Origin of the sequence: Leptotrichia hongkongensis, assembly GCF_041538065.1 — a bacterium.
Classification (GTDB): Bacteria; Fusobacteriota; Fusobacteriia; order Fusobacteriales; family Leptotrichiaceae; genus Leptotrichia; species Leptotrichia hongkongensis.
In genome coordinates this window covers 107,383-129,610 of sequence record NZ_JBGORW010000001.1, presented here as the reverse complement: position 1 = coordinate 129,610, position 22,228 = coordinate 107,383, and the positions used below count along the sequence as shown (strand labels likewise).

Sequence of the window (22,228 nt, the reverse complement as noted above, 5' to 3'; positions counted from 1 at the left end):
AAATTAAAATCTCGAAAATTTTATAATAACAAATGCCTTTGAAGATTAATAAACTAACGGAGTTTTTATTTGTTCAACTATGAATGTTTGATGACTGAAAGAAAAAAATTGAAGTTGAATAAATAAAAGTCGGAATATAGCCATAGATATTATATAGCAATTTTTCCACAATTTTAATTATCAAGATAAACTATTTATCTCTTCAACAGCTCTCTCAAACTGTTCTTTTGAAATATTAAATGAATTAAGAGCCTTTAAAAGCTGTTTTGCATTATAATAGCCAATTTTTAAAATATCTCCAAGCATTATTCTACGTTCCTTTGCATTACTTCCAGAAACAAATCCATTATCTATCAAGTCACTGATATTAAATCTATCTTCAATATTTTGACTAGCTGTAGTAACATTTTTCAAAGCCTCTAAAATTGCTTTGTCATTAGCATTTTCAACTCCTATATTATCATTTTTAGTTGCATCTTTCTGACTTACAAAAGCATGCTTTATATTTGGAATATATCTTTTTAGTGTATCACGAATTTTTTTTCCTGCAAAATCAGGATCTGTAAATAAAATTAAATCATTAGTTTTTGACAATTCAATCATTTTATTTATCGTTTTTTTAGATAATGCGGAGAAGCCGTTTAAGGCGATAATATGTGCATCTACAACTCGTTTTATGGCTGTTATGTCATCTCGCCCTTCAACAACTATAATTTCATTTATTTTTAGTTTTTCTTTTTGTTTATTTGGCTCTTTTTTCATTTAATATTCCTTTTGTTTTTATTTTTTATTTAATGTTATAATCTTCCATAACTTTTAGCAATAATTCCCAAGTTTTACCAACTGACTCTATTTCCATTCTTTCTTCAGGAGTGTGTGCACCGTAAATATTAGGTCCAATTGAAACAATATCAACATTTTCCATATTGTTATCAAAAATTCCGCATTCAAGTCCAGCGTGAATTGCCTTAATTTCAGGATCTTTTCCTGTTATTTTTTTAAATGAATTCACAACTATTTCACGAATTTTTGAATCTTTTCGATATTCCCAAGATGGATATGGAGAATTTATTTTTATTGCCACTCCATATTTTTCAGAAAGTTCCTTCACATCATTTAGTAATTTTTCAAGCGATTTATTTACTGAACTTCTTGGCAATGCCTGAATTTTTATTGTAATTTTTCCATCTTTATTTTCAGTTTTTATAACTCCAAGATTTATTGAAGTTTCTACAAGTCCCTCGATATCTTTACTCATTGAGATAACTCCATTTGGAAATTCGTGGAAAAATGAAATAACGGCATTTGTATTGGAAATTGATAATTTCCCTTCATTTTTTAGTTCTTCTTTCTTAACTTCCTTCACTTCAATAACTGGATTTTTATCAATAATTTTAAAATCCTTTATTATATTTTCAAAAGCAAGGTTTGCTAATTTTTCAAAATCACTGACTTTTTCATTCTCAAGTTTCACAGCCAACAACGCCACAGCCTCTCTCGGTATTGCATTAGTTTTTTCCCCACCATCAATATCCATTATTGCAAGAGTGTATTTTTTGTTTAAGTGATTCAGAACTTCTGCCAAAATTTTATTTGAATTTCCTAACCCTAAATGAATTTCAGCACCTGAATGCCCACCTAGAAGCCCTTTCACATCAACGCTTATCACAGTATCATCTTCTTCTAGTTTTTCTGTGTCAAATTTAAATTCATTAAGAATTCTCGCCCCACCTGCACTGCTCACATAAACTTGTCCATATTCTTCAGTATCCAAATTTATAAGAGTCTTTCCAGAAAAAATTCCAAAGTCAAGGTTATTAACTCCGCTCATTCCATCCTCTTCGTCAGTTGTGATGATAATTTCAAGTGCTGGATGTTTCAAGTCATTGCTGTCAAGTATCGCAAGTGCATAAGCAACAGCAATTCCATTATCTGCCCCAAGTGTTGTTCCATTTGCCTTTAAGTATCCATCTTCCACAACAAGTTCAATTCCTTGTGTTTCAAAATCAAATTGTGTATTTTTATTTTTTTCCCAAACCATATCCATATGTCCTTGCAGGATAAGTGGTGAATATTCCTCGTATCCAGCTGTTGCAGGCTTTCTTATTAATACATTTAATGCCTTGTCCTGAATAACTTCCAGATTTCTTTCTTTCGCAAATTCTACAATCCAGTCACTAATCTTTTTTTCTTTTCTTGAACCTCTTGGTATTTTTGAAATTTCACTAAAATAGTGAAAAACTTTTTCAGGATATAAATTTTCTATTTTCATTTTATTTTCCTTTCTTTTAGTTTAAATTAACAACAAGGGGATAATCCCCTTGTCTCAAAGATAAAGATTTATTAAATATCTTTATTTATAAAATATTTTCCAGTAATTCTTCAAGCTCTGACATTTCTCTCTGTGTCAAGTCATACCCGCTTTTTAACTTTTTCAAAATTCTATTTTCAGAGCCAACTGAACTACGTTCCAAAATTTTTATAACTAATCTTTTATAAAATTCCACTAATTTTTTCTCCCTTTAGTTATTTTCTTTAATTATTTTAAAGCTGTAATGCTGTTTCTAAGGCCACTTCTATCATTTCATTAAAAGTTGTTTGTCTTTCTTCAGCACTTGTAACTTCGTGAGTAATGAATGAATCACTTATTGTAAGTAAAGTTAATGCATTTACTCCTAATTTTGCCGCTGTTGTATAAAGTTGTGCTGTTTCCATTTCCACACATAATACTCCAAATTCAGCCCATTTTTTCCAAGCATTAGGATCATCTCCGTAGAAAGTGTCACTTGTAAATACATTTCCAGCCTTTACATTCAATCCTTTTGCCTTAGCAATTTCATAAGCCTTGAAAACTAAATCTGAACTTGCTGTAGGCGCATAATCTGCTCCATTAAATCTCAATTTGTTAATAGCAGAATCAGTTGAAGCTGACATTGCAATAACAACATCTCTAACTTTCACATCTTCTTGATAAGAACCAGCTGTACCGATTCTAATCAAGTTCTTTACTCCAAATTCAGTTATCAGTTCATGTGAATAAATCCCAATTGAAGGCACTCCCATTCCAGTTCCTTGTACAGATATCTTTTTCCCTTTATAAGTCCCAGTAAATCCTAGCATTCCTCTAACATTATTGTACTGAACAACGTCTTCTAAAAATGTTTCTGCAATATATTTTGCTCTAAGCGGATCTCCTGGTAATAGTATAGTTTCTGCGATATCTCCTCTATTTGCTCCAATATGCGGTGTTCCCATTTTCATTACCTCCTAAATTTTTTATAATTATTTTTATTTCTTCTAAAAAGTTTTTACTTACTATATTTTACTTCAATTTGTTAAATTGTTCAAGGAGTTTCTTAAATTTTTTAATATTTTCTTACTAAGATATTTCATTATTAGAAAAAAACAAACAAAATAGTATTGTTAAAAATTTTTTATTGCAATATAAAATTAGATTCGTATTAAATATATTGAATATTCTTTTAAATTAAGATATACTAATAACGAAAACTTAACAAAAGAAAGGATAGAATTATGATAAAACTAATTGCAATTGATATGGACGGAACTTTGCTTAATGAGAAAAAGCACATTGATAAAACACAAAAGGAGGCAATTCATGAAGCAATAGAAGCAGGGATAAAAATTGTACTTTGCACTGGAAGACCTTTATACGGTATTTTGCCATTCTATAAAGAGCTTGGACTTCATGAACTTGACTTAGAAGGTTACGTTATCTTAAATAACGGATGTTCAATTCATAGGACAAAAGACTGGGAATTAATTGACTGGGCAGAAATTACGCCTGACGATATTGATTATTTATATAAATTCTCTGAAGAATACAATATAAATTTTACGCTGGTTGACGATACACATTATTTTAATATAGGCAGAAAACCTACAGATGAACTTATTATGGATGCAAAATTTGTCTTTTCAGATATTACAGAAATAAGTCTTGAAGAAGCAAAAAGTGGAAAATATAAAATAATCAAGGCATTGTTTCTTGGAAATCCTAAAGAAATGGAAAATTTTCAAAAAAAATATGAAAACACATTAAAAGATAGGTATAGTGGAGTGTTAAGCCAGCCATACGTGTATGAAGTATTACCCAAAAATAACAATAAAGGAACAGGTTTAAAAAAACTTGCAGAAAAGCTAGGAATAAAACAGGAAGAAGTTATGGCAATTGGAGATGGAAATAACGATGTTGAAATGTTTGAATATGCCAATTACAGTGTTGCAATGGAAAATGCCACAGAACTTGCTGCAAAAGCTGCAAAATACAGAACTGACAGCAATGAAAATGACGGAGTAGCAAAAGCAATTAGAAAATATGCACTAAATAAATAATTAAATATTTCTTTTTGATTGTAGCCGTTGCTATTTCATTTTTTTTATAGTACAATATGTGTAGATATACTTAAAACTTTTATGTTTATTAATTTTCACATCTTATTTTAAGTATAATTTACGATTCCTTCAAAAAATATTTAATAGAAAGGTCCGAATTTTATGAAAATAAAAGAAATAGGAAAAAAAATCAAAATTGGAATAGATAAAATTGGATTTGCAATGCCAAAATACTTTTTAGATATACGAGATTTAGCACTTGGAAGAAATGAAAATGAAAATAAGTTTGTGAAAGGTCTTATGCAAAGCGAGATGAGCATTGCACCTGTAACGGAAGATATTGTATCACTTGGAGCAAGTGCGGCTGAACGGATTTTAGATGAAGAAGATAAAAAAAATATTGAAATGGTTATTGTTGGAACAGAATCTGGAATTGATCAAAGCAAGGCGTCCGCTGTTTTCATCCATCATCTGCTTAATATTCAGCCATTTGCACGATGTATTGAGATTAAGGAAGCCTGCTACGGGGCAACTGCTGCTTTAAGTTTTGCCAAAAACTATATTGAAAAAAACGAAAATGTCTCCGTTCTCGTAATTGCTTCAGATATTGCAAAGTACGGAATTGACACTCCTGGAGAATCTACACAGGGAGCAGGAAGTATCGCAATGCTAATAAAAAAAGACCCCAAAATTGCTGTAATAAATGATGAAAGTGTATGTCAAACACGTGATATTATGGACTTCTGGCGTCCTAACTACTCAAATTTTCCAATAGTAGACGGACATTTTTCAACAAAGCAGTATCTTGACTGCCTTACAACGACATTTGATGAATACAAAAAAAGATATAATCAAGATTTATCCGATTTTGATGCTTTCTGTTTTCATTTACCATTTCCAAAACTTGGATTAAAAGCAATTAATTTACTTTTAGAAAAAAATGTGGAAAAAGAAACAAAAAATAAATTTTTGGAAAAATTTCATACTTCAATAATTTATGGAAAACGAGTCGGAAATATCTACACAGGCTCTCTTTATCTAAGTTTGCTTTCATTACTTGAAAACTGTGATAGCTTGAAAGCTGGTGACAATATTGGAATGTATAGTTATGGAAGCGGTGCTGTTTGTGAATTTTTTAATCTAACCCTTGCAGAAGGCTTTAAAAATTATCTAAGGCACGATAGATTAGACGATTTTGACAATAGAAAGCGATTATCAATAAATGAATATGAAAATTTATTTTTTGAAAAAATAATTTTAGATAATGAAGGAAATTGTGATTTTTCAAATAGCAAACTTATTCAAGAAAGTGATAATGCGTTTGCGTTGGAAAAAGTGGAAAATCATAAAAGAATTTACAAAAAAATAAACTAAATCTATCCTAAAGGAGCTAATTAATATGAATTTAGAAGAACAACGACAGTTTATTTTATCTGGAAAAGTTTACAATGATTTAACTCCAGAGCTTATAAAAGCTAGAGAAAATACTGTTTTTTTGACAAATAAATATAATGAAAGTTTTGGAAAGCCGTCATCAGAAAGAGAAGCAATACTAAAAAATCTTTTAAAATCAATTGGTAAAAATGTACATTTTGAACCAACATTCCGATGTGAATTTGGATTTAATATTTCAATAGGAGATAACTTTTATGCAAATTTTGACTGTGTAATGCTTGACGGTGGCGGAATTGAAATTGGAAATAACGTTCTTTTTGGTCCAAGAGTAGGAATTTATACTTCCAATCATAGTATTGATGCAGAAGAAAGAATAAATGGAGGATGTTATGCCAAGCCTGTAAAAATCGGAAATAATGTCTGGATTGGTGCAGGAGTCCACATTAATCAAGGAGTTACAATTGGAAACAACACTATTATTGGCTCTGGAAGCGTTGTTACAAAAAATATTCCAGATAATGTAATTGCCGCAGGAGTGCCGTGCAAAGTTATCAGAAAAATAACAGAAAAAGATAAAACTGGCTATAAACCTTAAAATTTAAACTATATTTTCACTCAAGCATTAGAAATTGACAATTTTTTAAGTGCTTGAGTTTTATTATAAACCCCCAAACGAAAGGAACTGATTTCAAATATGAAAAAGGAAAATCAAAAAAAATTAAATTGGCTTGGCTTTCAAAAAAAAGAACGAACTGAGCGAATACAGATGTTAAAAGATAATGGCTTTTTAACTGAAGAATTTGAACAACTTCTGAAAAAAAACGAGAACTTGCCATTAGAAACTGCAAATCAAATGGCTGAAAATGGAATTGGAACATTTGCCTTGCCATTCAGCGTTGCTCCAAACTTTGTTATTGATGAAAAAGATTATGCTGTGCCAATGGTTACCGAAGAACCCTCTGTTGTTGCAGGGTGCAGTTACGCAGCTAAAATTATTGGAAAATCTGGCGGTTTTACAACAAAAATTTTAGACAGGAAAATGATTGGGCAAGTTGCATTGTATGATATTTTAGACTTTGAAAATGCTATTTCGATGATTTTGGAAAATAAAAATGAGATTTTAAAAATTGCGAATGATGCCCATCCTTCGATTGTAGCACGTGGCGGCGGCGCGATTAACATTGAAGCGAAGAATATTGATGAATTTCTGATTGTTTATCTGATTGCCAATGTGAAGGAGGCTATGGGAGCAAATATTTTGAATACAATGCTTGAGGCAATAAAAATACCGCTTGAAAATATTACAAACGGAAAAAGCCTAATGGCAATTTTATCAAATTATGCAACCGAATCTCTTGTAAAAGCAGAATGTGAAGTAAATGTAAAACTTCTTAGCAGCTCAATGGAAACATCTATTGAAACTGCAAAAAAAATAGAACTTGCAAGCAAATTTGCAAAACTTGATATTTACCGTGCCACAACTCATAATAAAGGAATTTTCAACGGAATTGACGCTGTAGTAATCGCTACTGGGAACGACTGGCGTGCAATTGAAGCTGGCGGAAATGCCTTTGCCGTGAAAAATGGCAAATATGAAGGACTTGCAACTTGGACTTTTGATGAAAGCACAAATAAATTAAAAGGGGAACTTATGCTTCCAATGCCAATTGCAAGTGTAGGTGGATCAATAGGACTAAATCCAAGCGTAAAAGCTGCATTTAATATTTTAGGAAATCCTGACGCAAGGACACTGGCAAGCATTATTACATCAGTAGGACTCGCTCAGAACTTTGCCGCAGTAAAAGCGCTTGTTACAACTGGAATACAGCATGGACACATGAAGTTACAGGCTCGTTCATTAGCACTTTTTGCTGGTGCAAAAGGCAAAGAAATTGATATTGTTGTAGAAAAACTTTTGGAAAGCGGGAAAAGTATTAATTTGGAAAATGTGAAGGCAATTTTAGAAGAAATGAAAATCAAAAAATAATATAGCAGAAAAAAAGAGGTAGTTTATAATGACTACCCCTTATTTTATTAGATTTCATAGATTACATCATTCCTGGCATTCCCATTCCACCTGGCATTCCACCAGCTGGTGACTCTTCTTTTTCATTACCAACTGCAACTTCAGTTGTTAATAATACTGATGATACTGATACTGCATTTTGAATTGCAGAACGTGTTACTTTAGCAGGATCAATGATTCCGGCTTTTACCATATCTACATATTCTTCTTTTGCAGCGTCAAATCCTATTCCATTTTCAGAATTTTTTACTTTTTCAATTACGACACCTGCATCAATTCCAGCATTGATAACAATTTGTCTAAGTGGCGCAGATAATGCTCTTTTCACAATTTCCACTCCAAGCCCTTCTTCACCTTCTAATTTAAAGTCTTCAATTGCTTTTGCGATTTGAATCAAGATTGTTCCTCCACCAGGCACAATTCCTTCTTCCACAGCTGCTTTTGTTGCATTTAAAGCATCTTCAATTCTCAATTTTCTTTCTTTCATTTCAGTTTCAGTTGCAGCTCCAACTTTTATTACAGCTACTCCACCTGATAATTTAGCAAGTCTTTCCTGTAATTTTTCTCTATCATAATCAGAAGTTGTTTCAGCAATTGAATTTTTTATTTGTCCGATTCTTGCTTGTATTGCATCTTTTTCTCCAAGCCCATCTACGATAACTGTGTTATCTTTAGTAATTCTAACTTTTTTAGCTTGTCCCAAGAAATTAATATCAGCAGTTTCAAGTTTAATTCCTTTTTCTTCAGAAATAACTTCTCCACCTGTTAATATTGCAATATCCTGTAACATAGCCTTTCTTCTGTCCCCAAACGCTGGAGCTTTTACAGCGGCAATATTCAATGTTCCACGAAGTTTATTTACAACAAGAGTTGCAAGTGCTTCTCCTTCCACATCTTCAGCGATTATAAGCATTGGACGTCCTAATTCCACTGTTTTTTCCAAGATTGGCAATAATTCTTTCATATTTGCAATTTTTTTATCTGTTATTAAAATAAATGGATTATCCATTTCCACAACCATTCTTTCAGAATCTGAAACCATGTAAGGTGACAAGTATCCGTTGTCAAACTGCATTCCTTCTACAACTTCCAGAGTTGTATCCAAAGAACGTGCTTCTTCAACTGTAATAACTCCAGATTCGCCAACTTTTTCCATAGCTTGAGCAATTAATTGTCCTATTTCTACATCTCCTGCCGAAATTGCCCCAACTTGTGCTATTTCTTCATTTGATTCCACTTTTTTAGCTCTTTTTGTAAGTTCTTCAATAACTTTTTTAGAAGCAAGCTCCATTCCACGTCTTATAAATACGGGATTTGCTCCAGAAGCTACCATTTTCAGCCCTTCTTTGATTAAAGCCTGTGCCAGTATAGTTGCAGTAGTTGTACCGTCTCCTGCCACATCATTTGACTTTGTAGCCACTTCTTTTACAATTTGCGCTCCAAGATTTTCAATCGGATCTTTAAGTTCGATTTCTTTTGCTATTGTAACACCATCATTTGTAATCATTGGTGCTCCAAATCCTCTATCTAATACTACATTTCTTCCTTTTGGTCCAAGTGTAATTTTTACAGCGTCAGCTAGTGTATCTACTCCCACTTCAAGTGCTTTTCTCGCATCTTCATTAAATTTTATTATTTTTCCCATTTTTATCATCTCCTTCTAAATTTTGTAAATTTTTTATTGCAAAATTCTTTCATAATTTAATAATATAATTTTTTATTTTAACAAGGAATAAAAATTACTTGTTTTGCAATGTCTGTCTCATTTTTTATACATTTAATTTCCATACAAATTTATTTTTTTAAATTTTTATTATTCAACAATTGCCAAAACATTGTCTTTTTCTAAAATTAAGTAGCTTTCTTCCCCATCCTTAACTTCTGTTCCAGAATATTTTTCAAAAATTACTTTATCTCCAACTTTAATTTCCTCAATTTTTGAACCAACGGCTAAAACTTCTCCAATTATCGGCTTTTCCTTTGAAGCTGTCCCTGGCAATACAATTCCACTTTTTGTAACTTCTTCCTGTTCTGTCTGTTTTATTAAAACTCTTTCTCCCAATGGTTTAATTATCATTTTTCCCTCCTAAAATATTTTAATCTTTAATTCAATTTTATTTTTAGCACTCTTCAACTTTAAGTGCTAACAATATAATAATACATTTTTGAAAATTTTTCAAGTCTTTTTTGAAAATTTTTAAAATTATTTTTCAACATTAACACTTAAATACCATAAATACTGAATTTCTTAAAATTTATTAAACCTAAAATTTGAGAAAATTATTTGAGGATTTAAGTTTATTTTTAAAATGCTTTTCCAATGGAAAAAATAAATTTCAAAAATAAGTACAAAAAGGCAAAAAATGTGGTATAATAATATGTACAAAAAATTTTTTAAAAATAATGAGTATAAATATAAAATGAAAGAAGGTAAATAAAAAAGTAATGCAAAGATTTGAAGATTTTGGATTAAGTACAGAGATGCTTAACGCTTTAAGTAAAAAAGGATTTGAGGAGCCAAGTGAAATACAAAAATTGGTAATTCCTGAATTATTAAAGGAAAGAACGCACTTAATAGGACAAGCTCAGACAGGAACAGGAAAAACAGCCGCATTTGGTATTCCTATTTTAGAAACAATTGAAGCTGATAAAACAGTTAGAGCTTTAATTTTAGCTCCAACAAGAGAACTTGCCAATCAAGTTGCCGATGAAATTTATTCATTAAAAGGAACAAAGGATTTAAAAGTGCTTGCTGTTTATGGTGGGGCTTCAATAGAAAATCAGATAAAAAAATTAAAATCTGGAATAGATATTGTTGTTGGAACACCTGGACGTGTAATGGACTTAATGAGAAAAAAAGTACTAAAAGTTGACAATTTAGATTATTTTGTATTGGATGAAGCCGATGAAATGCTAAATATGGGATTTTTAGAAGATATTGAAGCAATTTTAGAAAAAACTAACGATGAGAAAAAAATGTTATTCTTCTCAGCAACAATCCCTAAAGCAATTATGGCAATTGCCAAAAGATTCATGCCAGAACACAAATTATTAAAAGTTGAGAAAAAAGAACTTACTACTAATTTGACTGAACAAATTTACTATGAGGTAAAACAGGAAGATAAATTTGAAGCTTTATGCAGAGTTCTTGACTATGAACAAGATTTTTATGGAATTGTATTTTGCCGTACAAAATCTGAAGTAGATGATGTTACAAATAAATTAAAAGCTAGAAACTACGATGCTGAATGTATTCACGGAGATATTACTCAAGCGCTTAGACAAAAAGCACTTGATTTATTCAAGAAAAAAATATTAACAATATTAGTTGCAACAGATGTTGCTGCACGTGGAATTGACGTAAGTAATCTGACACACGTTATTAACTATTCTATCCCGCAAGAAGCCGAGTCTTATGTTCATAGAATAGGTAGAACAGGTCGTGCCGGTCAAAAAGGTATCGCAATAACATTTGTAACTCCAAGAGAAGCTAGCAAGCTTGCTCAAATTAAACGTATCACAAAAACAGAAATTAAGAGAGAAAATATTCCAAACGTAGAAGAAATTTTAGAAGCAAAAAAAGAAGCATTAATTGCTTATGTAGATGAAATCATTAAAGAAAAGGATTTTGATGCGTACTCAGAACTAGCTGAAAAATTAATAGATGGAAGAGATCCAAAACAAGTTCTTGCTTCTGTATTAAGACATGTTTATGAAGATGAATTCTTGCCTGATAATTATAATGAAATCGAAGATGTAAAAGTCAAAATTAATGATAAGACAAGACTGTTTATTGCACTTGGAAGTAAAGATGGCTACAATGTAGGAAGATTGCTTGACTTATTAAATAAAAAAGCAAAAACACCAGGAAGAAAAGTAAAAGATGTAAAAATTATGGATAAATATTCTTTTATTACAGTTCCACTACAAGAAGCAGAATACATAATGCGTGCTTTAAATTCCAAAAAAGACGCCAAACCACTTGTTGAAGAAGCTACAGGGGGAAGAAACGGTGGAGAAAAGTCTAGCAAAAAATCAGATAAAAGAAGAGACAGAAAAGGAAGAAAAAAATCTTCCGATAAAAAGTCATCAAAAGGAAAGAAAGATGGCAAAAAAGATAAAAAAACTAAAAAAGCAAAAAAATAGTATCAAAAAAACTCAGAAGATAAATTTGTTTTCTGAGTTTTTTATTTCTTGTTATTTCTAACTTTTATTATTTGGATTATTTCTATATTCCTTTAACAATTCATCATTTTCCATAATAAATGGTCTAGCGACTGGCTGTCCCCAAGCAGTGTCATATTTATTCATAAGATAATCATTCAATTCTGTCCTATTATTAAATTTCAATACTTGGTAAGGCTGCTGGAATGCTAATTTTTCAATAAACATTAATTTTCCATCCTTTTCAGGAATCAAAATTCCAACATGTCCAATAAATAAAATATTTTCTTGCGGATCATCATTAAAATGGAAAAACACAGAAATCATTGATATTTTACTATTTTTATCAAATGTAACTCCTCGCTCTTTCCAAACATTTTTTACATTTTCAACGTGAACTTTCACATCTTTAGTAGCTTTCGTAGGAATTTCTGAAAATAAATTCACAAATTTGTCTTTTTCATTTTTAGAAAATAACTCAAATGGCATATTTTTCAATGATTCTACATCCATAAAAAGCATTTCTCCAGTTTTTACAACAGGTTTTTCTACCTTTACATAATCTTTCATAAAAGTAAATGCAGTTATTCGGCAATTAAATCCTGGAAAGTTTTTATTTTTTTTATCCCAAATTTTCTGTATAGCAACTTCATCATAAGTCGGGTTTATATTATTAGAATTAACAAATCCTGATTTTATAAGCCCTTCATTTTGTGTTGCTTCATTATAATAATTCACGCTTTTGAAAAAGAGATTTATACTATTTGAATCAATTCCAGCATTTTCCAAACTTTCCTTAACTTTTTGCTGTGTGTCTTTATCTGCTAAATTTGAATAATTTATACTTTTTAAATACTCTTTTGTCAAATTTTCTGTAACTTTTTCGTTTTTAGATATATTCTGACTTTTCAAATTATTAATCTTACCATCGTTTTTATTAGAACATCCTACAGTGAGTATAGCCATTAATGTTAAGATTAATACCAATCTTTTATTTTTCATTTTATCACCATTCTATTAGTTTTTTTATATTATTCTATGATTTACTGTTTACATTAAAACTTTTACTATTTGTAAAATAATTTGCTTTATCTTGTGAAATTGATATTTTTAGACTTTCAAGATTTTCCTGTGCAGATTCCTTGCTAGAATTTTTATCTTCAGCAAGTTCTAAATAAAGATATTTCCCATTTTTTGCTTCTACATTGTCATCTATCTTGTCACTTGTGTATATTTTTGAAACTTCTCTATTTATCTTAGTTTCAGTTGTATTAACTATTGGCTCATCTTCTTCATCTCCAATATTATTTTTGGAAATGCTCTTTTGAGTAACAGTAACTGCATTTTTTGATAATTTTTCACTTTTTATTGTTTTATCAAATTCAATAATTACAGCCTTCACCTTTTTTCCAGAACCTTTTTTCTCTGTTACTGCTGTTACATTTTTTATATTATCTAAACTCAAATTTTCCTTATCTGCAATTTTTATATCAATATGATTATCATTACTTTCAGTCAAAATCACAAGTCCAACTAAGCTAATCAAAGCTCCAAGCACTATATTTCCTATATTTTTCATAGTGAGTCCTCCTTTAATTCAAATTTCCCTAATTGTATATTTATACTCTTTAATATTATACACTGTATTTTTGTTAATTTTTTGTTTTTTTCCTTAAAAATTCTTGTAACTTACTATTGTTTTTCTAAGGAAATTTTTTCTAGCAGAACTTCTTAAAAATTAAAACGAAAATTATAAATATTCTATCTAATACCAAATTTTATTTAAATAATAAATTTATTACAAACTTTCTTATTACTAAAATTAGTTTAAATAATCCAAAATAATAAATGCTGTTATCAAGTAAAATAATCTAATATTAAATTATTAACTAAAAAGCAAAAGGAACTATCTCCATAAAGTAGAAATAATTCCTTTAATCAGTATCATTTTTTATTTTGTATTTATAGTCAATCCACTTGAATTTAGAGTAAAAATCTATAATTTATTTTGATTTCTTTTGAAAATCATCAACTTTCTTCATAAGGCTATCCCATAGTTTATTTCCTTCTTGAACAGCCTGCTGTCCAATTTCACTATTTTTTACATCATTTATACCTTTTTCAATATTTTTTAACATATCTAGCATTTTCTCAACATCAATTTGTTTTGAAGAATACAATTCCTTCCCTTTTTCAAGCAGTTTCGGACATTCTTTATCAAAAGTGGCATCTCCAGTTGGATTACATTTTGCTTTTTTAAATAAGTTATTAGACTTTTTAACATTTTCTAAAGCTTTTTCTCCATTTTTAATTCCAGAATTTGTATCTTGCTTTTCCAAACTTTTTTTTAACATTTCTAATAAGCCTTCTGTATCTTTTTGGCTATCCGAAAACATCTTATCAATTCTAGCTTGTTCTCTTTTTACGTTTTCCTGAACTTGTGCATCATTTGGATTTGAGATTATATTATTCTGAATAACTGGCGTTCCTTGATTCTGCTGATTTTGGTCTTGCTGATTCTGATTCTGATCTGTTGTAATTTGAGCCATTGTTCTTTCAGATTGCTGCTGAACTCGCATATTGTCAGAATTTTCATTTTCATATAAATAAAAACTATAAAATCCTCCACCAAGCAAAGCTATAAGCGACAAGTAGAATAATCCTTCAATAACTTTATCATTAGTTGTCTTTGTATCCTTTATTTTCCCGATTGCTTCATGTTTTCCAAGTCCCTGCTCATCCATATATTCTTTCATTAATTTTTTATTTTCAATCATTTTTTTTACAACTGGTATTCCTGTCGCAATAACAATAACCAATGCAAATATTACAAATAACATCATACCCATTCCTCTTTTCTTTTAATTTCAATTTTTAATCAAAAAAGATACAAATCCACACACAACAAGGTTCTTTACTTGTGTAACTTACCCTGTGCCGTTCCCCCTTATTGATTAATACAGTATCTCCTCTTACTAATTGTAGTTTTTTATTATTAGTATTTCTTTGATTTTTCATTATATTTTTTTTATAATCATTGTTTTCAAAATACTCAATTTCAGCTTTACCCTGAATTAAAATTACAAATTCATTTTTATCTGATTCCTGCCAATCTGTAGTCTGTCCAGTTGAAATAATTTTTTCAATTTTAACATTTTCATTCTCAGTCAAAATCCTCACAACTTCCTCTTTTTCAGACAAATCTTTTAAATCAAAAATATTCATTTTCCCCATTTCTTTCTAAAAAAACGCAAATAAAGTTATTAATGCTTATTTCTATCCTTTTCAGAAATATCAATAAATTTATATTCCTTTTTTTCTTTTATTGGTGGAACTTTTCGTCTTTTTTCAAGTTCTTGAACACGTTTTACAATCTCATCCTGCTTTTCAATTAAATCATCTAGTTTATAATGCATATCTTCTATTATAATCTCATTTTTTAAATTAACTTTATAATCATTTTCAGACTTTTTCTCGTCAATTTTCTTTTTTTTATTTTGATTAAAAATTATAATTGAACAAAAAATTAACATAATAAAAGATAAAATAGCATTCATTATTACAAACGAATATGGATTAAATTGACCTTTTAAAAAAAAGAATACATCTATTACAATCCACACTAAAACAAATATTATCACAAAAAGAATAAATCTATTACTTCCTGCAAAATTTGAAACTTTATATGAAAATTTTCTTTTTTCCTCTTCTTCTTCTTTTATAACTTTAGAAACTTTCTGTTCTAGCAGCATGTGGATAATCTCTTCTCTTTTTACCTCATCATCCACTTCCTTTAACATATCTTTTAATGTTTCTTCTTTTCCATTTTTTATTTTTTTTTGGTTTGATTCTATATTTGATGCTATATTTTCACTTCTTGTCTTACTCTTTTGTTCTTCAATATCACTTTTCAATTTTTTACTTCCCTCCTTCTACACTCTCCATCTGTATAATACCATTTTCAGAAAAAAAATACAAGTATATATATTTTTATTAAATTTAAAAGGATTGACCCTCATTTTTTATAAAAGTCAATCCATTATCCATAAGTAAAATCAAATTTCTAAAAACTTCCTTTTTATTTTTAAAATTCATAACCATTTTTATAAATTGTATAGATTCTAAGTTTACCAATATTTAGAATATTCTTATGATTATTTTTTCAAATAGCTTTCTGCTTCATTAAAGAATATACTTGCCTTATTTTCCAAATTTTCCTTGTTAAGATTCAACTCTGTCACGTAAATAATTGAAGTATAACCATTTTTTACTTTAGAATTTTTTCCTGTGATAAGATAAATATACATTTCTTCACTTGAATCATAATATTTGCTAATGTAATGTTTTTTAGTTTCAAAAGAATCCTGAGATTCTACATTCTCATTTATAATTTCACTTTTAAACATATCATTAACATCTTTTGCACTTGAATTTTGATCATAAACGTGTGTTACTGTTTCTACTGCTCCGTCTTCAAATATTTTATAATACGACAGCACCTCATCAATATCAGCAATAATATTATAATTTTTTCTTTCTATGTCCTTCACGTTTACAAAACTTGGTGCCGAGAATGATAATGCTGTTAATCCTAAAAATAACCCTAATAAAATCTTTTTCATAAAAATTCCTTCTAAAATATTTTTTTACTTTGTATATTTTACAGTAAATATTATACCATATTTATATAAAAAGTCAATACTATAAGAAATAAAAGTGAAAAAATACTCTATTTCAATTGATTGGGGTATTTTTTTATGTTATAATACTTTATAAACAAAATAATTAAAAAGAGGTGTAATTATGAATTATAAAAGTACAAGAGGCAGTGAGTTACAAAGCTCTACTTTTGCCACACTACATGGGCTTGCAAATGGTGGGGGACTTTATATTCCTGAAAAATTGCCAGAAGTGAAATTGACTTATGATGAACTGAAAAATTTATCTTATCAAGAACTTTCAGAAAAAATTATAAAACTATTTTTTACCGAATTTTCAGATGAGGAAATAAAAAAAGCTGTTAATAGTGCTTATAATAGCTCTACTTTCAATGATGAAAATATTGTTCCTATACATAAACTAAATGAAAAAGTGAGTTTTGGAGAACTGTTTCATGGAAGAACATTGGCATTTAAAGATTTAGCTCTTTCATTATTCCCGTATTTACTACTTTTAAGTAAAGAAAAACAAAAAGAAGATAAAAAAATATTGATTTTAGCTGCAACTTCTGGAGATACTGGAAAAGCTGCACTTGAAGGATTCAAAGATATTGACGGAATTAACATTGTTGTATTTTATCCTAAAAATGGAGTTAGCCCAATGCAGGAAGAACAAATGCGAAAACAACTTGGAAACAATGTAGAAATAGTCGCAATAAACGGAAATTTTGACGATGCTCAAAGTGCCATAAAAGTCATTTTTTCTAGCGAAGAATTTAAAAAATACGCAAACGACCATAACGTAATGTTTTCCAGTGCAAACTCAATCAACATCGGAAGATTATTCCCACAAATCATATATTATGTATCAACTTATGTAAATTTGGTAAAGGCTGGAACAATTAAACCTAATGAGGAATTTAATGTTGTAGTTCCAACTGGGAACTTTGGAAATATTTTGGCTGGATTTATCGCTAAAAAACTTGGGATACCAATCAAAAAATTTATTTCGGCTTCAAACAAAAATAAAGTTCTAGCTGACTTCTTCCAAACTGGAATATACAATAAAAATAGAGATTTTTATGCAACAAATTCTCCATCTATGGATATTCTTCTTTCATCAAACTTTGAGAGATATCTATATTACGCATTAAATGAAAACTCTGAAAGAGTAAATGAATTGATTACAAACTTGCTTTCAGGAGGAGAGTTGTCTGTAAATGAAGAGGAATTGAAAAATATTCAAAATGAATTTTATGGAGAGTTTGCAAATGACGATGAAACTGTAAATGCAATTAAAAGTGTGTATGAAAATTATCATTATTTAATGGATCCTCACACAGCAGTCGCTTATTCTGTTTATGAAAAATTAAATAATAGTAATTTAGATAAAAACACTCACACAGTAATAATGTCAACAGCACACCCATTCAAATTCCCAACTCCAATTGCAAAAGCATTGGGAATTGATGAAACAAAAGATCCTTATACAATTTTAGATGAAATATCAGAAACTACCGGGGTAAAATTTCCAGAAAAATTAACAGAAGTCAGAAATTCAGAAATAAGATTTTCGAATGTAATTGATAAGACTGATATTCAAGATTTTGTGAAAAAATATATAAAAGATTTAAAATAAAGAAATCAAAAGCAGATTTTTAAAAAATATTCAATATATACTCAAACCTACTTAAAATTAAACTACTAAAAATTATATAAATTTAGGTTCTGAGTAAAATAGTTATAACTTTTGAGTTTAGTTTTAAAGCAGTTTTACTATAAAAAGAGTCGCAATTAAGCGACTCTAATTTTTATCAAAAAAACTTCTAATTTATTTATGCTTTTTCTGCCATCATATCCTTAACTTTCATAAGCCTTGTGATGCTTGATCTTTCATTTTCATCAAGTTTCATCTGAATATAACGAATTGTTTCTTCAAGCTGTGGAATTGTCATGTATTCCAATGCGTTTACACGCCGTCTTGTTTTTTCTACTTCATCTGCCATAAGCTGACATGCCTTTTCGGTTTCTGCCAATTCCAGCAAGTCTTTCATTACTCGATTCAAGCCATCAACAGCATCATCTAAATCAGCAGATGTTTGAGCATATCCATAAGGATAAGATACTTCTGCATTTTCCATATCTCTATTAAAAGTCATTGTTGGAACAATTACGCTCATTACATTTTTAGTTTTTATATCTGCTAAAAGTTTATCTTCCGAATATGCAATAGCATTTTCAAGCATTTCATCAGACATTACTCCTCTTGCAAGTAAAAAATCCTTAAATGAATTTTGTAATTTTCCTTCCACTTCTTCACGCAATTTTCTATTTTGTTTTATTAAAATAATAAATTGACGCATAAGTTCGTCTTGCTTGTCCTTTAACAGTTTATGTCCGCTTTTAGCAGTTTTTAGACGTATCTTTAAACGGCTCAGCTCCATTCTTGTAGGATTTACATTTAATCTTGCCATAGTCTATTCATCTCCTGCAGGTAAATATTTTTCCAAATATTCGTCTCTAATTCTTTTCAACTCTGTTCTTGGTAATATTTTTAGTAAATCCCATCCTAAATTTAAAGTGTCTTCAATAGTTCTGTTATTATCAAACCCTTGAGCTACATATTGTTCCTCAAATGCAGTTGTAAATTTAACAAATGCCTTATCAGTTTCAGATAATGCTGATTCCCCTAGGATTACAGCAAGTTCCTTTGCTTCCTTACCAGTTGCATAAGCTGCAAATAACTGATTCATTGTATCTGCATGATCTTCTCTAGTTTTTCCTTTTCCAATCCCTTTATCCTTCAATCTTGAAAGTGATGGTAAAACATTTATTGGAGGCATTAAGTTCTGTTTGTATAAATCTCTTGACAAGATTATTTGCCCCTCTGTAATATATCCAGTCAAATCTGGAATCGGATGTGTCTTATCATCTTCTGGCATTGTCAAAATTGGTATTTGCGTAATTGAACCTTCACGTCCTTTAATTCTTCCTGCTCTTTCATAAATTGTGGATAAGTCAGTATACAGGTATCCAGGGTATCCTCTTCTTCCAGGAACTTCTTTTCTTGCCGCCGAAACTTCCCTTAACGCTTCACAATAGTTAGTCAAGTCAGTCAAAATTACAAGTACGTGCATTCCTTTTTCAAATGCCAAGTATTCTGCACAAGTAAGTGCCATTTTTGGTGTAGACAAACGTTCAATTGCAGGATCGTTAGCTAAGTTCATAAACAATACTGCCCTGTCAATCGCTCCTGTTTTTACAAAATCTTCTGTAAATGTCTGAGCTTCTTCAAATGTAATTCCAATCGCTCCAAACACTACCGCAAATTTTGAATCTGTTCCCAAAACTTTTGCCTGTCTTGCAATTTGAAGTGCTAATTCTGCATGCGGAAGCCCTGAACCAGAGAAAATTGGTAATTTTTGCCCTCTAACAAGCGTATTTAATCCATCAATTGCAGAGACTCCTGTTTGAATAAATTCTGACGGATAATCACGTGCAACTGGATTTATAGCCGTTCCATTTATATCCAATGTCTTTTCAGGAATTATTTTTGGTCCATTATCTTTTGGCCGACCCAATCCATCAAATACACGCCCTATCATATCTTCTGATACTCCAAGCGACAAAGGTCTACCCAAAAATCTTACTTTTGAATCCTTTAAATTAATTCCAGCTGAATTTTCAAATAGCTGTACTACTGCCTTATCGCCATTTACTTCAAGTACACGTCCACGACGAAGTTCTCCATTTTGTGTTTCAATTTCAACAAGTTCCTCATATTTTATTCCTTCCACACCTTCAACAACCATAAGTGGTCCTACTATTTCCTTGATAGTTTTGTATTCCTTAAGCATTTGCTACACCTCCTTTATTTACAAGTTCATCAATTTCTTTTTCCAGTTCTTTTGCTATTTCATCAATTTTACCTAATTCTGCTTCAGGTAAATATTTTGCTCTTGCAATTCTTTCTCTTACAGGCATTGCGATAATTTCACTTAAATATGCTCCATTTTCAAGCCCTCTTAATCCTTCATCATAGAACTTCAATACTAAGTCAAGCATTTTATCCTGTTTTTCAAGCGAAGTATAAGTATCTGATTCCATAAACGCATTTTGCTGCAAGTAATCTTCTCTTATTGATTTTGCAATTTCAAGCTTAAGCTGATCTTTTTCTGACAAAGTGTCCTTACCAACCAGCCTAACAATTTCCTGTAGGCTATTTTCTTCTTGTAGTAATGAAATTGCACGTGCTCTATTTTTAGAAAATTTAGGCCCTACATTCTGATCCATCCAGTTATCAACTTTTCCTTGATACAATGAATATGAATTTAGCCAGTTAATTGCTGGGAAATGACGTCTATACGCCAAATTGGCATCTAATCCCCAGAATACTTTAACAATACGAAGTGTAGCCTGAGATACTGGCTCTGAAATATCTCCACCTGGAGGAGAAACCGCTCCAATAACTGTCAATGCCCCTTCTCTTCCATCTTGTCCAAGACAAATTACTTTTCCTGCTCTTTCATAAAATTCAGCAGCTCTTGAACCTAGATAAGCTGGGTATCCTTCATCCCCTGGCATCTCTTCAAGCCGTCCAGACATTTCCCTAAGAGCTTCTGCCCATCTCGAAGTAGAATCCGCCATTATTGCCACTGAATATCCCATATCCCTAAAATATTCTGCAATTGTGATTCCAGTATAAATACTAGCTTCTCTGGCTGCAACTGGCATATTTGAAGTATTTGCTATAAGTACAGTTCTTTTCATTAATGATTGTCCAGTTTTTGGATCTATAATTTCTGGAAATTCCATAAGAACGTCCGTCATCTCATTTCCACGTTCTCCACATCCTACATAAACTATAATTTCAGCATCTGCCCATTTAGCCATTTGGTGCTGTACAACTGTTTTTCCAGATCCAAAAGGTCCTGGTACACATGCAGTCCCACCTTTAGTTACAGGGAAGAATGTGTCAATTACTCTTTGTCCTGTAATTAATGGAGCTTCCGGGTTTAATTTTTGTTTATATTTTCTTCCACGTCTTACTGGCCATTTTTGCATCATTTGAACTTCTACTTCACCTTTTTCAGTTTCAATTACTGCAATTGTGTCAACTACTGTGTAACTACCACTTTTAATAGTTTTCAAAGTTCCTTTTATTCCTGCTGGAACCATAATTTTATGATTTACAACAGAAGTTTCCTGAACAGTTCCTAATACATCTCCAGTTTCAACTGTTGCTCCAATAGATAGCACAGGCTCAAATTCCCATTTTTTCTCTCTATTTAAAGGTTTTACTTCTATTCCTTTTTCCAAAAAGTCTCCTGCTATTTCCTGATATTCCTTTAGCGGACGTTGAATTCCATCAAACATCGCTTCAATAAGTCCAGGTCCCAATTCAACACTCAAAGGCTCTCCAGTTGTGAAAACCTCTTCTCCTGGCCCAATTCCTGATGTTTCTTCATATACTTGAATAGAAGCCTGATCGCCTCTCATTTCAATAATTTCACCTATCAATTTTTTCTCCGAAACTCTTACCACATCATATACATTGGCATTTTCCATACCTTCTGCAACAACAAGAGGTCCAGAAACTTTTATTATTCTTCCTGTTTTCAATGAATTT

Annotated in this window: 21 protein-coding genes; 6 read left to right on the top strand and 15 right to left on the bottom strand. The window is 30.5% G+C overall.

Annotation, left to right across the window (positions count from 1 at the left end):
- Positions 1-180: 180 nt before the first annotated feature.
- The 4 genes from rnmV to deoD all read right to left on the bottom strand — a co-directional run bounded on the left by rnmV (position 181) and on the right by deoD (position 3,255).
- Positions 181-762, bottom strand: a complete 582-nt coding sequence (gene rnmV / locus ACEG17_RS00600; RefSeq protein WP_299573364.1) for a ribonuclease M5 — start codon at positions 760-762, stop codon at positions 181-183.
- Between the two features lie 25 nt (positions 763-787).
- A complete protein-coding gene (locus ACEG17_RS00595) occupies positions 788-2,272 on the bottom strand; it encodes an aminoacyl-histidine dipeptidase (RefSeq protein WP_372582154.1) in 1,485 nt (494 codons plus the stop codon).
- An 85-nt stretch (positions 2,273-2,357) separates the two neighbouring features.
- Positions 2,358-2,507, bottom strand: a complete 150-nt coding sequence (locus ACEG17_RS00590) for a hypothetical protein (RefSeq protein ID WP_006803764.1) — start codon at positions 2,505-2,507, stop codon at positions 2,358-2,360.
- A 37-nt stretch (positions 2,508-2,544) separates the two neighbouring features.
- The gene (gene deoD, locus ACEG17_RS00585) at positions 2,545-3,255 is read right to left on the bottom strand and encodes a purine-nucleoside phosphorylase (protein ID WP_039900922.1); all 711 of its coding nucleotides are present in this window, start codon (positions 3,253-3,255) and stop codon (positions 2,545-2,547) included.
- Positions 3,256-3,534: 279 nt separating this feature from the next.
- Between deoD and ACEG17_RS00580 the strand changes: the two genes are divergently transcribed.
- From ACEG17_RS00580 to ACEG17_RS00565, 4 genes are all read left to right on the top strand, one after another.
- Positions 3,535-4,356, top strand: coding sequence for a Cof-type HAD-IIB family hydrolase (locus ACEG17_RS00580; protein WP_372582153.1), 822 nt, complete (start codon positions 3,535-3,537; stop codon positions 4,354-4,356).
- A 162-nt stretch (positions 4,357-4,518) separates the two neighbouring features.
- The gene (locus ACEG17_RS00575) at positions 4,519-5,730 is read left to right on the top strand and encodes a hydroxymethylglutaryl-CoA synthase (RefSeq protein ID WP_372582152.1); all 1,212 of its coding nucleotides are present in this window, start codon (positions 4,519-4,521) and stop codon (positions 5,728-5,730) included.
- Between the two features lie 25 nt (positions 5,731-5,755).
- Positions 5,756-6,346, top strand: a complete 591-nt coding sequence (locus tag ACEG17_RS00570) for a sugar O-acetyltransferase (RefSeq protein ID WP_372582151.1) — start codon at positions 5,756-5,758, stop codon at positions 6,344-6,346.
- A 99-nt stretch (positions 6,347-6,445) separates the two neighbouring features.
- On the top strand, positions 6,446-7,738 hold the full coding sequence (locus ACEG17_RS00565; protein ID WP_372582150.1) for a hydroxymethylglutaryl-CoA reductase, degradative: 1,293 nt from the start codon (positions 6,446-6,448) through the stop codon (positions 7,736-7,738).
- Positions 7,739-7,799: 61 nt separating this feature from the next.
- On the opposite strand, the gene groL is transcribed toward ACEG17_RS00565, so the two are convergent.
- Both groL and ACEG17_RS00555 read right to left on the bottom strand, forming a co-directional pair.
- Positions 7,800-9,422: a chaperonin GroEL gene (gene groL, locus ACEG17_RS00560; RefSeq protein WP_372582149.1), complete on the bottom strand. Its 1,623-nt coding sequence runs from the start codon at positions 9,420-9,422 to the stop codon at positions 7,800-7,802.
- Between the two features lie 168 nt (positions 9,423-9,590).
- Entirely contained in the window at positions 9,591-9,854 is a 264-nt protein-coding gene (locus ACEG17_RS00555; RefSeq protein ID WP_372582148.1) for a co-chaperone GroES, read from the bottom strand.
- A gap of 368 nt (positions 9,855-10,222) precedes the next feature.
- Between ACEG17_RS00555 and ACEG17_RS00550 the strand changes: the two genes are divergently transcribed.
- Positions 10,223-11,923 carry a DEAD/DEAH box helicase gene (locus ACEG17_RS00550; protein WP_372582147.1) on the top strand — a complete coding sequence of 567 codons (1,701 nt, stop codon included), beginning with the start codon at positions 10,223-10,225 and terminating at the stop codon, positions 11,921-11,923.
- Between the two features lie 57 nt (positions 11,924-11,980).
- Here the strand turns inward: ACEG17_RS00550 and ACEG17_RS00545 are convergent, their stop codons facing one another.
- From ACEG17_RS00545 to ACEG17_RS00520, 6 genes are all read right to left on the bottom strand, one after another.
- The gene (locus ACEG17_RS00545) at positions 11,981-12,943 is read right to left on the bottom strand and encodes a DUF4300 family protein (protein ID WP_372582146.1); all 963 of its coding nucleotides are present in this window, start codon (positions 12,941-12,943) and stop codon (positions 11,981-11,983) included.
- A gap of 34 nt (positions 12,944-12,977) precedes the next feature.
- A complete protein-coding gene (locus ACEG17_RS00540; RefSeq protein WP_372582145.1) occupies positions 12,978-13,520 on the bottom strand; it encodes a hypothetical protein in 543 nt (180 codons plus the stop codon).
- A 424-nt stretch (positions 13,521-13,944) separates the two neighbouring features.
- Positions 13,945-14,784, bottom strand: coding sequence for a hypothetical protein (locus ACEG17_RS00535; protein WP_372582144.1), 840 nt, complete (start codon positions 14,782-14,784; stop codon positions 13,945-13,947).
- 31 nt (positions 14,785-14,815) lie between these two features.
- Positions 14,816-15,166 carry a cupin domain-containing protein gene (locus ACEG17_RS00530; RefSeq protein WP_372582143.1) on the bottom strand — a complete coding sequence of 117 codons (351 nt, stop codon included), beginning with the start codon at positions 15,164-15,166 and terminating at the stop codon, positions 14,816-14,818.
- A gap of 38 nt (positions 15,167-15,204) precedes the next feature.
- Positions 15,205-15,855 carry a DUF1003 domain-containing protein gene (locus tag ACEG17_RS00525; protein ID WP_299571982.1) on the bottom strand — a complete coding sequence of 217 codons (651 nt, stop codon included), beginning with the start codon at positions 15,853-15,855 and terminating at the stop codon, positions 15,205-15,207.
- 240 nt (positions 15,856-16,095) lie between these two features.
- Complete coding sequence (locus ACEG17_RS00520; protein WP_372582142.1) at positions 16,096-16,563, bottom strand: hypothetical protein; 468 nt, start codon at positions 16,561-16,563, stop codon at positions 16,096-16,098.
- Positions 16,564-16,744: 181 nt separating this feature from the next.
- Here ACEG17_RS00520 and thrC point away from each other — a divergent pair, with 181 nt between their 5' ends.
- Positions 16,745-18,238, top strand: a complete 1,494-nt coding sequence (thrC, locus tag ACEG17_RS00515) for a threonine synthase (protein ID WP_372582141.1) — start codon at positions 16,745-16,747, stop codon at positions 18,236-18,238.
- A 196-nt stretch (positions 18,239-18,434) separates the two neighbouring features.
- On the opposite strand, the gene ACEG17_RS00510 is transcribed toward thrC, so the two are convergent.
- The 3 genes from ACEG17_RS00510 to ACEG17_RS00500 are packed head-to-tail and all read right to left on the bottom strand — an operon-like array spanning position 18,435 to position 22,221.
- Positions 18,435-19,073 carry a V-type ATP synthase subunit D gene (locus ACEG17_RS00510; RefSeq protein WP_315287529.1) on the bottom strand — a complete coding sequence of 213 codons (639 nt, stop codon included), beginning with the start codon at positions 19,071-19,073 and terminating at the stop codon, positions 18,435-18,437.
- Between the two features lie 3 nt (positions 19,074-19,076).
- Positions 19,077-20,456 (bottom strand): V-type ATP synthase subunit B, encoded by a 1,380-nt coding sequence (locus ACEG17_RS00505; protein WP_021769345.1) that lies wholly within the window; start codon positions 20,454-20,456, stop codon positions 19,077-19,079.
- Complete coding sequence (locus tag ACEG17_RS00500) at positions 20,449-22,221, bottom strand: V-type ATP synthase subunit A (RefSeq protein ID WP_372582140.1); 1,773 nt, start codon at positions 22,219-22,221, stop codon at positions 20,449-20,451. The genes ACEG17_RS00505 and ACEG17_RS00500 overlap by 8 nt, the downstream gene beginning before the upstream one ends.
- Positions 22,222-22,228 lie beyond the last annotated feature (7 nt).